21 protein-coding genes are annotated in these 15,478 nt (G+C 37.3%); 8 read left to right on the forward strand and 13 right to left on the reverse strand.

The window, feature by feature from the left end; all coding sequences use genetic code 11:
- The first annotated feature begins 354 nt into the window (after window positions 1-354).
- Both NSQ77_RS04225 and NSQ77_RS04230 read left to right on the forward strand, forming a co-directional pair.
- On the forward strand, window positions 355-822 hold the full coding sequence (locus NSQ77_RS04225) for a glycoside hydrolase domain-containing protein (RefSeq protein ID WP_339229012.1): 468 nt from the start codon (window positions 355-357) through the stop codon (window positions 820-822).
- Window positions 795-1,001, forward strand: a complete 207-nt coding sequence (locus NSQ77_RS04230) for a hypothetical protein (RefSeq protein ID WP_339229014.1) — start codon at window positions 795-797, stop codon at window positions 999-1,001. The genes NSQ77_RS04225 and NSQ77_RS04230 overlap by 28 nt, the downstream gene beginning before the upstream one ends.
- 40 nt (window positions 1,002-1,041) lie before the next feature.
- Here the strand turns inward: NSQ77_RS04230 and NSQ77_RS04235 are convergent, their stop codons facing one another.
- From NSQ77_RS04235 to NSQ77_RS04260, 6 genes are all read right to left on the reverse strand, one after another.
- The gene (locus NSQ77_RS04235) at window positions 1,042-1,704 is read right to left on the reverse strand and encodes an SIMPL domain-containing protein (RefSeq protein ID WP_339229015.1); all 663 of its coding nucleotides are present in this window, start codon (window positions 1,702-1,704) and stop codon (window positions 1,042-1,044) included.
- 88 nt (window positions 1,705-1,792) lie between these two features.
- Window positions 1,793-2,347: a DUF1273 domain-containing protein gene (locus tag NSQ77_RS04240; protein ID WP_339229017.1), complete on the reverse strand. Its 555-nt coding sequence runs from the start codon at window positions 2,345-2,347 to the stop codon at window positions 1,793-1,795.
- A gap of 123 nt (window positions 2,348-2,470) precedes the next feature.
- Window positions 2,471-2,935: a spore coat protein gene (locus tag NSQ77_RS04245; RefSeq protein WP_339229019.1), complete on the reverse strand. Its 465-nt coding sequence runs from the start codon at window positions 2,933-2,935 to the stop codon at window positions 2,471-2,473.
- Between the two features lie 315 nt (window positions 2,936-3,250).
- Window positions 3,251-3,901: an ABC transporter permease gene (locus NSQ77_RS04250; RefSeq protein ID WP_339229021.1), complete on the reverse strand. Its 651-nt coding sequence runs from the start codon at window positions 3,899-3,901 to the stop codon at window positions 3,251-3,253.
- On the reverse strand, window positions 3,879-4,406 hold the full coding sequence (locus NSQ77_RS04255) for a hypothetical protein (protein ID WP_339230932.1): 528 nt from the start codon (window positions 4,404-4,406) through the stop codon (window positions 3,879-3,881). Before NSQ77_RS04255 ends, NSQ77_RS04250 begins: the two co-directional genes overlap by 23 nt.
- A 59-nt stretch (window positions 4,407-4,465) precedes the next feature.
- Complete coding sequence (locus tag NSQ77_RS04260; protein WP_339229022.1) at window positions 4,466-4,852, reverse strand: ATP-binding cassette domain-containing protein; 387 nt, start codon at window positions 4,850-4,852, stop codon at window positions 4,466-4,468.
- A 724-nt stretch (window positions 4,853-5,576) separates the two neighbouring features.
- On the opposite strand from NSQ77_RS04260, the gene NSQ77_RS04265 reads away from it, so the two are divergent.
- On the forward strand, window positions 5,577-5,945 hold the full coding sequence (locus tag NSQ77_RS04265; protein WP_339229023.1) for a hypothetical protein: 369 nt from the start codon (window positions 5,577-5,579) through the stop codon (window positions 5,943-5,945).
- Entirely contained in the window at window positions 5,882-6,697 is an 816-nt protein-coding gene (gene yidC / locus NSQ77_RS04270) for a membrane protein insertase YidC (RefSeq protein ID WP_339229024.1), read from the forward strand. The genes NSQ77_RS04265 and yidC overlap by 64 nt, the downstream gene beginning before the upstream one ends.
- Window positions 6,698-6,709: 12 nt before the next feature.
- Here the strand turns inward: yidC and mscL are convergent, their stop codons facing one another.
- From mscL to NSQ77_RS04285, 3 genes are all read right to left on the reverse strand, one after another.
- On the reverse strand, window positions 6,710-7,087 hold the full coding sequence (mscL, locus tag NSQ77_RS04275; RefSeq protein ID WP_339229026.1) for a large conductance mechanosensitive channel protein MscL: 378 nt from the start codon (window positions 7,085-7,087) through the stop codon (window positions 6,710-6,712).
- A 131-nt stretch (window positions 7,088-7,218) separates the two neighbouring features.
- Entirely contained in the window at window positions 7,219-7,371 is a 153-nt protein-coding gene (locus tag NSQ77_RS04280; RefSeq protein ID WP_339229027.1) for a small acid-soluble spore protein P, read from the reverse strand.
- Between the two features lie 108 nt (window positions 7,372-7,479).
- Window positions 7,480-8,043, reverse strand: a complete 564-nt coding sequence (locus tag NSQ77_RS04285) for a flavodoxin family protein (RefSeq protein WP_339229028.1) — start codon at window positions 8,041-8,043, stop codon at window positions 7,480-7,482.
- A gap of 127 nt (window positions 8,044-8,170) precedes the next feature.
- Between NSQ77_RS04285 and NSQ77_RS04290 the strand changes: the two genes are divergently transcribed.
- Window positions 8,171-9,082 (forward strand): LysR family transcriptional regulator, encoded by a 912-nt coding sequence (locus NSQ77_RS04290; protein ID WP_339229029.1) that lies wholly within the window; start codon window positions 8,171-8,173, stop codon window positions 9,080-9,082.
- Between the two features lie 321 nt (window positions 9,083-9,403).
- Window positions 9,404-9,604, forward strand: coding sequence for a cold-shock protein (locus NSQ77_RS04295; RefSeq protein WP_067724698.1), 201 nt, complete (start codon window positions 9,404-9,406; stop codon window positions 9,602-9,604).
- Between the two features lie 106 nt (window positions 9,605-9,710).
- Here NSQ77_RS04295 and NSQ77_RS04300 read toward each other — a convergent pair whose 3' ends face one another.
- Both NSQ77_RS04300 and NSQ77_RS04305 read right to left on the reverse strand, forming a co-directional pair.
- Window positions 9,711-10,640 (reverse strand): manganese-dependent inorganic pyrophosphatase, encoded by a 930-nt coding sequence (locus NSQ77_RS04300; RefSeq protein ID WP_339229032.1) that lies wholly within the window; start codon window positions 10,638-10,640, stop codon window positions 9,711-9,713.
- A gap of 148 nt (window positions 10,641-10,788) precedes the next feature.
- The gene (locus tag NSQ77_RS04305) at window positions 10,789-11,361 is read right to left on the reverse strand and encodes a hypothetical protein (protein WP_339229034.1); all 573 of its coding nucleotides are present in this window, start codon (window positions 11,359-11,361) and stop codon (window positions 10,789-10,791) included.
- Window positions 11,362-11,613: 252 nt separating this feature from the next.
- On the opposite strand from NSQ77_RS04305, the gene NSQ77_RS04310 reads away from it, so the two are divergent.
- A complete protein-coding gene (locus tag NSQ77_RS04310; RefSeq protein WP_339229036.1) occupies window positions 11,614-12,069 on the forward strand; it encodes a DinB family protein in 456 nt (151 codons plus the stop codon).
- Between the two features lies 1 nt (window position 12,070).
- Window positions 12,071-13,189, forward strand: coding sequence for an FAD-dependent oxidoreductase (locus NSQ77_RS04315; RefSeq protein ID WP_339229037.1), 1,119 nt, complete (start codon window positions 12,071-12,073; stop codon window positions 13,187-13,189).
- Window positions 13,190-13,263: 74 nt separating this feature from the next.
- Here the strand turns inward: NSQ77_RS04315 and NSQ77_RS04320 are convergent, their stop codons facing one another.
- Window positions 13,264-13,680: a universal stress protein gene (locus NSQ77_RS04320; protein WP_339229039.1), complete on the reverse strand. Its 417-nt coding sequence runs from the start codon at window positions 13,678-13,680 to the stop codon at window positions 13,264-13,266.
- 238 nt (window positions 13,681-13,918) lie between these two features.
- The gene (locus tag NSQ77_RS04325; RefSeq protein ID WP_339229041.1) at window positions 13,919-15,373 is read right to left on the reverse strand and encodes a SulP family inorganic anion transporter; all 1,455 of its coding nucleotides are present in this window, start codon (window positions 15,371-15,373) and stop codon (window positions 13,919-13,921) included.
- Window positions 15,374-15,478 lie beyond the last annotated feature (105 nt).

Raw genomic sequence — 15,478 nt, forward strand, 5'->3', positions numbered from 1 at the left:
TTTATGGATATAAAAAAAGCATTGCAGCCTGTGCAGTGCTTTTAGCTATTATTTTATTTTTTTTAAGGCTTCAAAGCTTCAGCAGCATCGATGATATAGGAATGGCAGCAAACAATTAACATTATTTCCCCTTAATATTATTGCCTTGTTAATACCCATACCATTCTTCTACTCCCTCAATACACTGTAGAGAAGGAAGGCTCATCATTATCTTTAAGTATAAGAATACCTCATTTATCGGAACCCTTATTCTAATAACAATATTGATTGCGTCATATACATTACTATATGTTGTCTTCTCTATTATCGGAAACGGAAATAAAGATGGGGATGAACAACCAGAAAAGGGTAACAGTGAATCCAGCAATAACATTTTATGGGGGGGGGGGTGATTCAGCCAACTATACAGGTGAAAGTTTGTACAGCTGTGTCATTGATCATTTTGATCAACAGAAAATATGGGAACGGTATTTAGGTACAAAAGAAGGTGTTTCTGCCGGAATAAATGTAGCCGAAGCAGACTATCTCCACGGCAACGACATTCAGATTCTTGTCATTTACAACCATGTAAATGATGCCCGTGGATTCGATAATGGGGTAGATCATGCTGAACAAGGCATTATATTAGCAGAAGCATTAAATATCCCTGACAATGTTGCTTTATTTGTTGATATTGAATCCGATTATCCAGTTGATTCTGCGTTTTTGGAGGGGTGGTATGAGATACTATCCACATCCAGCTATACCCCAGCGTTTTCAATTAAGAAAGCGAACTCTCCAAAGCGTACAATGAGATGGGAGAAGATTTACAAAAGAATATGATTGTTTGGACTGCATATCCTCAAGGTGAAATCACCTCGAAAGATAATGCCCCTGAATTCAGTGCACAAAGTCCAGAAAGTGCCCAGCTTTATGGCTGGCAGTACGCTATTATCGATGCTAAGTCCTGTAAAATGATACAAATCTATTTTCGTGAAGATATTTTAAAATATTTATGGTAGAACAAAACAAGGGACATTCGTATTCGGTCCCTTGCTTTACTTAGTAATGGAATTGAGCTTTTACTATTGCTTGAATACTAATTTCACCCGGTTCAATAGGTGTGGAGAAGCTTTCTGCTGAAACCGCCATTGTTTTGAAGGCAGCTGGTGTCTCTGAAAACTCTTCTGTAATTTTAATTGGTGTTGAATCGAGGTTTACTTGCAAGCTTTCAGCAATCGTTTGGGCTTTTGCTTGTGCATTTTCAAGTGCTCGGACAAGCGCTTGCTGATAATAGGTTTCTCGATTATCAACTGAAAATTGAATTGCTGTTACCCGGTTTACCCCATTTTGCACAGCAGTATCAATAACGGTTCCCACCTCAGAAATCGGGGTAATGCGAACCGAAATCTGATTTGTAACCTCGTATCCACGCAATAACTGCTGGCCATCGACAAAATCATATCGCGGGGAAATTTGGTAAGATGTTGTACTTATATTTTCTCTTGGTACCCCTAAATCTATCAATGACTGGATAACTTGATTCATTAATTGTGCATTTTCTTGTTGTGCCTTGCTTAACGATTCGTCTTCCGTAATAACAGCAAGCTGGATTGTTGCTATATCCGGTTCAATTGATACCCTGCCATGCCCTGATACTGTAAGCAAACGGTCTTGCTGTCTGGAAAATGATTGTCTGTATGGAGGTACATATGAATAGTACATCCTCATTCCACCTTTCTGTATCTTTCTTCAATAGATAATATGCACAGATAAGGAAAATGATTAAATTTTATTAGACCAATATCGATGCTTACTCCCAATAGTTAGGATCTGACATGCGCATCTCTTCTACAGCATCATCTAAATCTGCAGGAGTGATCGTAAATACCTGATAATCTTTATTAGCATTTTTAGCGGCTTCATAAAAGAATCGATTGCTCCCTGGATACTCTTCATCCATTAAGAGGAGACAGCCATCACTTTTGTCCACAAACCACATATTCTTCGCTTTAAATTGATAAGGTCCTTTATAATCACCTAGATAGATTGGTTTATAAAAATCGGCGATCATTATTAATTCCTGGTATTTTTCCTTAATTGGATCTGGCCAGCGGTTATCCTGATTTTCAAATGGGGGAAAGACGCCGATATTAATATCATACATTTCTTTCAAATCCAATACTACATCAGCTGTCCATAATTCAACACCCATTTGTCCAGAAATTAAAACCCATTCCAAGCCTTCTTCAATAAAACCGATTAGCCGCTTTTCAATTGCAGCTTTTATAAATGTAATACGCGGATCATTTTCTTTAAAAATATTTAATTCCATTGGTTTGTATCCAGTTACTGTTAATATTTTCATATGTATGAACACCTCATTAAAAATCTTAAGTAAATGCATATTTAGCAAAGGAAATTAATCTATGCTTTTTGCAGCGGAAAGGAAAAAGCTGGCAACTTTATTTGTGCCAGCCCTTTACTCTAGTTAACACCATTTTGAAGGTTTTTTCCAGTTTCCGCATCCATGACCATGATTTCCTTGGCCATATCCTGGTGACATTGCCCCCGCTACTTGACCTCCTGGGCCATATCCTGGTGACATTGCCCCTCCTACTTGACCTCCTGGGCCAAACCCTGGAGACATTGCTCCTCCTACTTGGCCTCCTGGGCCAAATCCAGGTGACATTGCTCCTCCTACTTGTCCCGGACCGCCCGGAACTTCGAAAGATCCACCATACGCATTCACACTATTTGACGTATTTTGAAATGATGTTGAGTGCGGAAAGAAATGGTTATTTTTAACTAAATGATGGTTTGTTACAGTGGTATGGGAAGGATGCACATGGTTTACTGTACTTTCTGAGAAAGTATCAACACAATTATACTTTGTCGGATGTACAATTGTCTTACAAGAATTACAACCACAATGACGTCCATGACGATGTCTCATTAAATAATCCCCTTTCTATTGTTGGTTCACTTCTAACCTATGTCAGTTACTTCTGGATTGTATGAGACATGTACCTATTTCCTAAAATATTTCTTAGATAATGTGTCCCTTCTTTTCCCGATGCTTATTTTTGTGATCCACTGTTCCACCCTGATTATCTGCCGCTATTTTTATTAAAAGAAAGAAATCGCTTCAATAATGTGCCATTAATCCTTTCATCATTGCAACACGTTCACAGTATAAGAATACCCCAAGGCCTACCGCTAAATAAAAAAGTGCATTGAATCCTAATATCATAAATTCTCCGACCTGAAGCTAGTTTAATGCAGCTCCATTAATCATGATCTCACGAATCATATCAATCCCTTTTACAAAAGGCAAAAAAGCAAGTACTGGTGATACGGATAGCGGTATGAATGTTAACGCCATTAAAATAAACTGCAGAATTTGTAAAAATGCCTGCACCTGCTTTAAAATAATAGATATCCCGGCAATAATAAATCCAACACCAAACATACTAATCACGGTAAGCAATAGAATTGGAGCTATCGTGATCACATCGATATTCAGCCATTGACCGGCAGTTGCCATTGACAAGTATAATAGCACAACCACAATAACTAAATTTATGAATGTTGTGGAAATTAGCCGTGCCGCCATAATGCGCCACATTCCCATTGGCGACATCGAAAGCTGCTCCAGCGTTCCTTTCATCGCCTCATTTATCATTTCATAACCAATACTATTGATTACCATAAAGGATAAAAACCAGAAAATATAATTTACAATCGCGTACTGAATATTGCTATCCTGTGCACTTGGATCGCCAATTAATTGTATCCCGGCAAACATCCCTAAAAAAATAATGTAAAAGGTAAGCAGCATCGCAATTGTATTTGGCAAATAGCGCTTTAATTCAATATACTCCTTTTTCATATTTGCTTTAAGAAGATTGAGCCAACGCATTTTGCTTTTCCCCCTTTACGATTTTCATAAAGATTTGCTCGAAATTAATTGTCTTTCGATCAATTGCCTCAACTGGCGTATTGTTTAATTGAAGCACATCAAATAGACCATAGATTTCTTCACTTTTCGCTAGTTCGATATTTAGAATGGATTGAAAGGCATCTTGTTTATAGTCGTGATGTGGAAATTTCTGTAGAAGTAATTGCTGCTGCTGACTGTTTAAAACCTCACCCAGTGTGATGGTATAGGCGCGAATCTCAAATAATTTAAATAAATTTTCTACTCTATCATCTGTAATAATTTTTCCTTGATTAATAATAACTGTGCGCTTGCAAATATCCTGAATAACATCCATATCATGCGAGCTAATAATAATGGTTCGATTGTAATCTCGTACAATCGCCTTTAAGATCTCCCGTACCTCATACCCAGTTTCAACATCCAATCCAAGGGTTGGCTCATCTAATAAAATAACATCACTTTCAGCCAGCATTGCTACTGCTATTGCCAACTTTTGCTGTATTCCTCTGGAAAGTCGGTTAACGAGCTCAGTTTCCTTATCCTTTAGATCAAATTTTCCTCAACCTGATCTTTGGTATCGTGACGTGACATTCCTCTATTTCCTGCAAAATACTCCAGATTCTCCCTGACAGTCAGGCGCCAATAAAGATTACGATTTCCTTCAAGCACTGCACTGATATGCCGTAATGCTTTCAGTCGATTCTCCTTAATATCGATTCCATTTATTCGGATCGCACCTGAATCTGCTATCAGCAATCCACAGATCATTTTAATTGTAGTCGTTTTTCCAGCCCCATTTGGACCAAGCAAGCCGAGAATTTCACCTCGATTTACATTAAAAGAGACACCACTAACCGCGTGTACAAATTCCTTTGATCTTCTTTTCTTATACGATTTCCCAATATTTTGAACTTCAATAATGGTTTCCATTTATCTCATCCTTTCTTCCACCTAGTTTCATTCTAATTAGGAACGTGACCTCTATCCACAACCCGAAGTAGTAATTCCTCTACGTCTAAAGACTGATATTCATATGCAATGTGCAGTGAAGTGATTCGCACTATTGTAATTGCTCCATTTAATGGTACAGGTAATACAATTTCTTACTTGCTTCTCTATCAGCGACTTGTTTTATCTGATTTACTTTTTATTCTGGATCTCTCATCATTATGAGTAACCCTTGCATGAAACTTACTCTCTGTTCACGCTCTCATTACCTTTATAAGTAACCCATTGGAACGAAACTGCGGACTAACATACATGGATGGATTGTGCGTATACCCGCTACGAAAACACACTGCGCTTTCTGCGGGTGTTTCCGTAGCTAGAACTGACACGTTACCTATTGTTAACATCGTTTATCAAGAATTTAATAAAACGTTGCTCTAACCAGTCAGGGTAAGTGAAGGGCGGGGACTCCTGCGGGAAAAGCACGTGTCTGAAGACTCACCGTAAGCGGTTTTCTTTCGGAGAGGCTGATGCCGGCCCGTGGAAAGCATCCGCCCGGAGCGATCCCGGACGATCGGACTTACTCATATTTCAGCAGTTAGCTCGCAGTTTATATAAATACTGAATTAACTTTATAAAAAGTGAAACCTAAACTGCTTTTGAATCGTACTTAATAATAGTACTTTTAGAACGGAGGTGAATACAGATGCTTATTGAGTTATTATCCGAATTGTTTAATGAGTTCTCGCCAATTTATTTTTATATCGGTTTATTGCTGGCAATTATTCCAATTCGAATTTACAATCAACCAAACACCTATCAAACAGATGTGTATATTCGAAAATCACATGCATTGCAATATCAGTTGCTTTCTGTTCCTGAGTTAACCGCAACAATTCTGGAAATACGCAATTGGTTAACCCATAAAACTAAACGGATCGAGATACCGGATGATAACGAAGAAGACAGCTCTTCTTTCGATTTTTGTTATAAAAATCAAGGAGGGCTAATATGGAAACAAAATCTGTATTCACCACACTTAAGAAATATAGCTTTATCATATTTGGACTTTTAGTAATTGCATTACTTGCAGGCTGCCAAGGAACAGCCGAGCCAATAAATGCCGATTCATCCGGCTGGTTTGATCATTATTTCGTCTATACATTTTCTGTATTAATCAAGGGATTAGCCGGTTTTTTCAGTGATAATTATGGACTATCCATTATCCTGTTGACACTTTTTATTCGATTGGCCTTGATGCCTATCATGCTTAAGCAAATTAAAAATAATGTTGCAATGAAGGAAAAAATGAACGTATTAAAACCAGAAATGGATGCAATACAAGAGAAGTACAACAACAAGCAGGATGCAGAAACACAGAAGAAAATGCAGTCGGAATTAATGCAGCTTTATGGGAAACATGAGATAAACCCATTGGCTTCACTGGGCGGATGTTTACCAATGCTCATACAATTCCCGATATTAATTGGATTTTACTATGCAATTCTCCGAACACCTGAAATTTCATCCCATTCATTTCTTTGGTTTAATCTTGGACAATCGGATATTATCCTAACTTTGCTGGCTGTAGTCATCTACTTTATCCAGTTCAAAGTGTCCTTAATCGGTATGGATTCAAAAATGAAAAGCCAGATGACATTTATGGGGCTCCTCTCACCAATCATGATTGGTGTAATTTCATTAAATGCTCCGGCAGTACTGCCACTATACTGGGCAGTAGGTGGAATCTTTATGATTGTTCAGCAATTGATTGCTAAGAAAATGTACAATACCTATAAAAACAATGAAAAACCTGCAGAAGCATAATCTGCAGGTTCTTTATTTTGCATTTTGTTCTTTTAATAAATCTCTGATTTCAGTAAGCAGCTGTTCTTGTTTATCAACTTCCTCTTCAGCCGCTTTCTCTTCTTTCTTTTTAAATTTAGACAGAAAACGGATTGTCATAAAGATTGCAAATGCAATAATCAAAAAATCAACAAAGGATTGAATAAAATTGCCATATAATACTTCAGCATCTCCAACCATTATACTTAATCCGGTGAAATCAATACCACCTGCTAAAATTCCTACAAGAGGCGTAATAATATTTTCAACAAAGGATGTTACGATTGCACCAAAAGCTGAACCAATTACCACTGCAACAGCTAGGTCAAAGATATTCCCTTGAAAAGCAAATTGCTTAAACTCTTTCCACATCAATAATTTCTCCTTTTAAAAAGTATACATTGCACTCCATAATAATACGCAGCACAATTATAATATTAGAGGGTAAAAAGCAAAAGAGCAATAATCGTAACTGATTATGCTCCTTCAATATAAAAAATCGATTATAAACCATGGTGAGGGTTTTGGTTTTGTCTAGAATGATTTGCATTTTTAACTTTTTTGGAACCACTCAATGGCTCACCATATGGCTGGACTGGACTTTTCGGTAAATTTACTTTTTCTTGCTGCTTCGGTCCTTTCGGTTTCCCTGACATTTCATGTCACCCCTTTCAACTTCTTTTTAGTTTCTATTCTAGGCATGATATTATTCATAATCCCTTCACGCATTTTATTTTCCTCAGGTATAATCGCAGGGTTGGGTATTACAGTTCGTTCATACTTGATAAATTTAAGGTTTCACGTAATTGTTCAGCCGCATAAAATGCCTTTTCATCTTTGTATATATCCCCAGGTCTGTTTGCTTCCCCAATGATATATCCCTCAAAGGACAGACCAAAAAAGTCAAAAATATATTTAAACTGCTGAATTAGAGGTAATCCTTTTATATAAGGTGAATCTCCTCCTACGGCAATTACATAGGCTCTTTTCTTAGACATATTTTCTTTAAATCCTTTAAATTGGGGCTCTTTCATCGTTTGAGACCATCTATCAATAAAATTCTTCATTTTTCCTGACATGCTATACCAATAAATTGGTGTAGCAAATAGGAAGACATCATGTTGCATCATTCTGGTCAGTATATCGTTGTAATCGTCGCCAACGTTTGAAAAACCCTCTTCAGCGTGACGTTTATCCTCTATCGGCAGGATATTGAATTCGTTCAGATAAATTGAATCTGCTTCCAGACCCTTAATAGCTAGTTTCGTTAATGTCTCTGTATTTCCGTTTGGTCTGGTGCCTCCATAAATAACTGCAATACTCTTCATCCACTTCCACTCCTTCTTTGACTGATTATGCTTTATAGCTTAAACTACATACATAAATCAGTAAAACGAATCATTTCGATTTATATAATCGATATTTACGATTAGGGAATTAAGGAGAGTGGCTAATGTGGATAATAAACAGCTCATCACTTTCAAGATTGCGGCTGAAACGCTAAACTTCACGAAAACTGCCAGCATCTTAAACTTTGCTCAATCCAGTGTTACAGCCCAAATTAAAGCATTGGAAGAAGAACTGGAAAAACCTTTATTTGAACGCTTAGGTAAGCGCCTGACACTGACCGAGGCAGGCAAAGAATTTACAGTATATGCAGAAAAAATCATTCAACTAAATGAAGAAGCAAAAGTGGCGATCAGTAGTAATAAAGAACCTTCCGGAACACTTATTATTGGAGCACAGGAAAGCCAGTGTACGTACAGGCTGCCCATAATTTTAAAAGAATTTAAAGATCAATATCCTAACGTAAAGCTAATCTTTAAACCAGCTCATTCTGATGAGCTAGCTAGAGAACAGCTAATGAAAGGTACACTTGATGTTGCCTTTATTATGGATATATCAAAACCTGAAGAAGCATTGACAATAAAACCTTTGATTCAGGAAGACATTAAATTAGTAGCTTCCCCTAATCATTCATTAGCTGCAAAGCCAGAAATACAACTTAAAGATATTGAACTTGAAACATTACTCTTAACCGAAATTGGCTGTTCTTACCGTACACTTTTAGAAAATTGCTGTCATTCAGCAAAAGTATACCCAATAAATAAGTTTGAGTTCAGCAGTATTGAAGCTATCAAGCAATGTGTAATAGCTGGATTAGGAATTGCGGCATTACCTACAATGGTTGTTGAACATGATATTAAAATGGGAAAAATGCAGGAATTAAAATGGAATAATAAAATTCCTCCTATTTTCACCCACATTGCTTGGCATAAGGATAAGTGGATGTCTCCTCCATTGGAAGACTTTATTGCATTAACTCGTCAAACATTTAAAAATAAAGCTTTTCCCAACATGCTTTAAAAATAATATGATAAAAGCATGGATACATTAATTTAGAATCAATAATGTGCCTGATTATCTCCTTTGCTGGGTATGACCTTCACGATAATCCGTTCTTAACTTCCGCTTTTTTCTGTCTTTAAATGTAAATAAAATACTGTTTAAAACTTTTTTTAAAAAAGGTGGATATTTTTTAGATATCTATGCTATAATATAAATAATTATTGTTGTTCGTGAGAAATACAGGATAGACAGTAGTATCTCTTTAGTTATTTCGTCTTGAGTTGTAATCTTGAACAAAAATAGTAATAAACGTGCAAAATGCACATGGAGGTTTTTTTAATGAACACAGGTTCAGTAAAATGGTTTAACGCAGATAAAGGTTTCGGTTTCATCGAAGTTGAAGGTGGAGACGATGTATTCGTACATTTCTCAGCAATTCAAGGCGAAGGTTTCAAAACTTTAGAAGAAGGTCAAACAGTAACTTTCGATATCGAAGAAGGTAACCGTGGACCACAAGCTACTAACGTTAACAAAGCGTAAGTTAGTTTATAATAAAAGCTTTCCCAATTAAGGGAAGGCTTTTTTATTTCTTTTTATACCAAAAATGGATCTCTATACGACATCGTAAAGAGATCCATTTTGTTTTTTATTTTAAAAACTCATCTGTTAATGTTGTAACAATTTGTTTCTTACGAGATACTACTCCTTTTAACAGTGCTCTGTTGTTTCCATCAAAAGTTACGCTAAATCCAGATGCTACTTTATCTTTCCCGTTCCCGACAGCAAGTACCTCAGAATCATTATTTAAAATATCCGTTGCAACGAAAAGAAATAAATCTAATTCCTTCTCTTTTACAACCTTCTCTATTTCAGCTTCAATTTCAGCTTGATTTTTATAAATATCACTTGTATCAACCGCATTTACTTGAGCAATCTCAACTTTTGCCTGACCCATAGAAAATTCCTTAGCATCCATTGTGATTAAGTCACGTGCAGATTTATCACTTAGATCAGCTCCAGCTTGAAGCATCTTCAGTCCATAAGTTTCAATATTTACTTCTGCGATTTCTGCAAGTTCATGTGCTGCTTCCACGTCTTCCGCAGTACATGTTGGAGATTTTAACAATAAAGAGTCGGAGATGATCGCTGATAAAAGCAGTCCAGCAATTTCCTTTGTAACAGGAATGCCTTTCTCTTTATACATTTTATTTAAAATTGTTGCCGTACAACCTACTGGCTCTGCACGAAAATATAAAGCTTCTCTCGTTTCAAAATTCGAAATACGGTGATGATCGACAACTTCAAGAATATGCGCATTTTCAATGTTATCCACACTTTGTTGGAATTCATTATGGTCTACCAAGATAACCTTGGCACCATTCTCTACTTTATCAATCTGTTCAGGTGCCACTACTCCAAAATAATCCAAAGCAAATTGAGTTTCCTTATTAACAGCTCCAAGTCTTACAGCTGTTGCTTCTTCCCCAATTTTATTTTTTAAATCTGCAAAAGAAAGTGCAGAACAGATTGTATCTGTATCCGGATTTTTATGTCCAAAAATGAATGGTTTACTCATATTTATAACTCCTTTAATGTAAAATTTCTCTTGGCAGTTAAGAAAGTAAACTTTCTTGCTGCCTAAGTGCAACTATGGTTATCACCTAAAGGCTTGGTGACAATCAAGTTATTTAATACTAGAGTATCATATTTTCTGTCAGTATGTGTTATTTTTTGACCTTTTCTATGTCTTTTAATGTATCAGTGACATTCCAAATTCTATCAAAGGTTTTGTAGTCATTCAACGCAATATCTAAATCATGAAAATAACGATGCAAATTGCGGATAAGATCACTATCTTGCTCATCCAAGATACGCTTTGCTAAGTCAGCAATTTGGGTTAAATCCGTAAGTAGAGCTTCGTCTATTATGTCTGCTTTATCTCCCTCAATTGTATCGATAATTGTCTCTGCTTGTTCCCTTTGTTCGTCCCAATCCAGATTGTTAATTCCACCATATCCAGTTGTTTTATTATAAAATTCGTGCATCGTTGCAATAAAACCGCCCAACTCCTCGTTTTCATTTCCTAAGGTAGCACGCACTCGATCAATTTCTCCCATTGCCTCTTCCGAAATATCCTTCTGATCAGTTGATCCGATAAAATTATCATCCTGGAATAATGTCTTCATATCCAGTTGGAATACATTAAAAAAGAATAAACTTGACCCAATTAATGTAATCAAGACGACTCCTGCCATCGTCCAGCCAAACCATCCCATTTTCATCTTTCTCTTTTTCACAAAGTCACCCCTTATTCCAATTAGTAACTAACAGTTTGTCCATATTAAGATCAAATTTTCTATTTCTATTTAATGCATGTAAAAATGTCACCTTGTCAATGAAATATGGATCCCTCCAGACTCAGTGCGTCCATAAATTAATCCCCCCTCTTTTTATTATTCTTGAAAAATCTACAATTTCCTGTTTAAAGTTCTATATGTTGTTAAAGTAGTTCCATTTCTATTATAATCAATACTATCGGAGGGATAAATATGTCACGAAAACAATTCAATTTAACAAGAACTTCTTTACTCACATTTATTAAAGAGTTAGACGAAGCTGCCATTGACCGTCAGTCTGAATACTTCAATAATACCATTCGCTGGCACATTGGACATGTACTTGTAGTAACCGAGAAATTTTTATTCAGATATCCTGCTAAGTCAACAAATATTCCAAAAGAATTTGCAGAGCTTTTCAGTTCAGGTACAAAACCGAGTGATTGGACTTCGGAAGCCCCAGCACTTGATGTATTAATAGAAGCACTGGAAGATCAGCAAAATCGTGTAAATGAATTTGATGATTTATTTTGGAAATCGAACGTTAAATTTAAAGTACCTTTTGGCAGCATTGAAACACATGGAGATTTGTTAATCATGCTTGCTTATCATGAAGCAGAGCATATTGGAAAAATCAAAGCAATGCATCAAGTGGTGACGGCCGGGTAATATGGTTAAGAAATACATTATAATCGGTTCTGGAATACTAGGTGCAAGCACTGCCTACCATCTCGCAAAAAAAGGTGCCAGTGTTGTTGTTATTGATCGGCATGATCAAGGACAAGCAACAGATGCCGCGGCGGGAATTGTTTGCCCATGGCTTTCACAGCGTCGAAATAAAGCATGGTACAGCCTAGCAAAAAACGGAGCAAGGATGTACCATGATTTAATCAATGAATTAAGGTATGCTGGAGAAACAGACATTGGATATGCCCAAGTTGGGGTTGTAAGTCTCCATACCGATGAAAAAAAGCTTTATGCAATGCGTGATCGTGCAATCAAACGCCGGGAAAATGCTCTGGAAATTGGCGACATTACCTTACTTAATTCAAAAGAGACTAAATCAATGTTTCCACTTCTCACCGAGGAATATAGTTCCGTGCATGTTAGTGGTGCAGCTAGAGTGGATGGGCGCAAATTACGTGATGCACTGCTTTGGGCCGCGAAAAAGCATGGGGCCGAATTTATTACCGGAAATGCAAGCCTTAAAGCAGAAGGTATTCAAATTACTGGCGTTTCTGTAGATGGAAAAACCATTGAAGCAGATTGTGTCATTGCTGCTACTGGCGCATGGATGAATGAGCTAATTGAACCACTGGGCGTAAAGTTCCATGTCACTCCACAACGTGCACAAATCATGCACTTAGAAATCCCAGATATGGATACTTCTAAATGGCCAGTCGTCATGCCGCCGAATAATCAGTACATGTTAGCATTTGATGATCGGCGAATTGTGGTAGGGACTACATATGAAGATGATGCAGGTTTCGATTACCGAAATACAGCGGGTGGCATGCAGGAAATTTTAAATAAAGCGATTGATATAGCACCTGGATTGCGTCATAGCACCGTATTAGAAACAAGAGTTGGTTTTAGACCTGTTACACCTGGATTTCTTCCTGTTATCGGGGAGCTGCCTGATTTCAAAGGATTAGTGCTTGCCAATGGTTTAGGCTCTACTGGTTTAACAATGGGCCCATATATTGGTAAGGAATTGGCAAATTTGGCATTAGGGGAGCAGCTTGAAATTGATTTAGCGGACTATCCAGTAGCTGGTGCTGTTAAATAGGATGGACAATTGTCCATCCTATTTTTTAAGTTTATAAAAAACTGCCCCAATTTATAGGACAGTTCTTTCACATATTATTTAACAATCAACACCGGACATGCTGTTCGTTTAGCAACTTTATGGCTGACACTTCCGAGAAGAAAAGATTGCACCTGATTCAATCCGCGGCTTCCGATTACCACACAATCAACTTCTCTTTCCTCTGCAAACTGAACAATACGTGGTCCAGGCTCTCCATGAAGGACATGCGTACCAAAAACAATTTCCGATTGCTCTAATAATTTCCGAATTGGTTTTATTTTTTCCTTTCGTCTCGCTTCAATTTCAAATTTATTTGCAGCGTGCAATACATCTCTTTTAGCCGTATTTTCGTCTACTACATAAACAGCTTCAATGACTCCTTCAAATTTTTCAGCAAGCTCTATTGCATATTTTACTGCACGAATGGAATGCTCTGATCCATCAACAGCTAATAAAATTCGTTTAAACAAGCACAACACCCCCGTTTATCATAACAATGATGGTCTGGTAAAATCCCCACCTCCACCTTCAAATGCTTGTGAACCAAACACGTAAAGTCGGGGGATTAACAGCTTTTAAATTCCTGATTCTGTTCAATGTCCTGCGGGAGACTGACTGCCTTGCGATACTGACATTCAGTTCATGGCAAGTGAACCGCCACTGAATGAAGTTTCACTTTATAGTTTTTTCCATCATAGCATAACCTGCTTAATGTCCGGAAGAGATACCATGTATTTTGTTTTTCAACTCCATACTTTCCGTATTTAATCCCGTATACGTAACACGAATATTAACATCCTTAAATTTTGATTCAATTTTATCCAACGCAGCTATTGCAGAATCATCCCATAGGTGAGCATTCGTCAAATCAATTTCCGCCATTTCAACTTTATCATCATAGTTAAAGCGCTTCGGAAGCTCACTGACAGATGCGAAGAACAATTGACCATCCAAATAATAAATGCGTTTGTTACCAGCCTCATCAAGACTATCTGTTACCGTTACTTTAGAAATTTTTGCCGCGAAAAAGACTGCACTTAAAATCACTCCCGCAAAAACCCCCAAGGCCAGATTATTCGTTACAACAACAATTACAACTGTTGCGACCATTACAAATGCATCGGTTCGTGGAGTCTTGAAAATATTGCGTACCGAAGACCAGTCAAAGGTACTGATTGAAACCATGATCATCACACCTGCTAAAGCTGCCATCGGTATTTGGACAACAAGATCACCTAAAACGACTATAAGAAACATTAAAAATGCACCTGCAACAAATGTTGATAACCGACCTCTTCCACCTGACTTTACATTAATACCAGATTGTCCGATCATTGCACAACCAGCCATACCGCCAAAAAACCCGGTTACGATGTTCGCGATTCCTTGCCCGCGGCTTTCCCTGTTCTTATCACTTTCCGTATCTGTCATATCATCCACAATATTCGCAGTAAGAAGTGACTCTAATAACCCGACAATTGCCAAGGCAAGAGAATACGGGAAAATAATCATCAATGTTTCCCATGTCAATGGAATAGATGGTATAAGAAAGATTGGTAATTGCTGTGTCAATGCTCCCATATCACCAACCGTTCTAATATCGACATTGCCGAAGATTACAATTGCAGTCACTACAATAATTGCCACCAAGGTAGAAGGTACTGCTTTTGTAAAACGTGGAAAAAGATAAATAATTGCTAGTGTTAATCCCACGAGTGCATACATAATCCATATTTCGCCGGCAAAGTGCTCAAGCTGTGCAGCAAATATCAATATAGCCAACGCATTGACAAAACCAATCATGACTGAATGCGGGACAAACTTCATTGCTCTTGCTAGTTTACATACTCCAAAAATAACTTGAATAATTCCCGTTAAAATAGTTGCTGCTAATAGATATTGCAGCCCGTGTTCTGCCACTAGGTTTACCATTAATAATGCCATCGCGCCTGTTGCAGCAGATATCATGCCTGGTCTTCCCCCGACAAAAGCAATGACAATCGCAATACAAAACGAAGCATATAGCCCAACCATTGGATCTACACCGGCTATAATCGAGAATGCGATTGCTTCTGGAATAAGGGCTAGCGCAACAACAATTCCAGACAAAATATCCCCCTTCACATTTCCAAACCATTCCTGCTTTAATTGCTCAATTTTCAATTTCTTACCTCTTTCTATTATATATATTATGCTTATAAACTACATACTTTATCATTTTCCAAAAGATTATCATATCACAGTGCAAGCTTATTTTCAAAGCATGAT

The sequence above is a fragment of the Oceanobacillus sp. FSL K6-2867 genome, from assembly GCF_037963145.1.
Classification (GTDB): domain Bacteria; phylum Bacillota; class Bacilli; order Bacillales; family Amphibacillaceae; genus Oceanobacillus.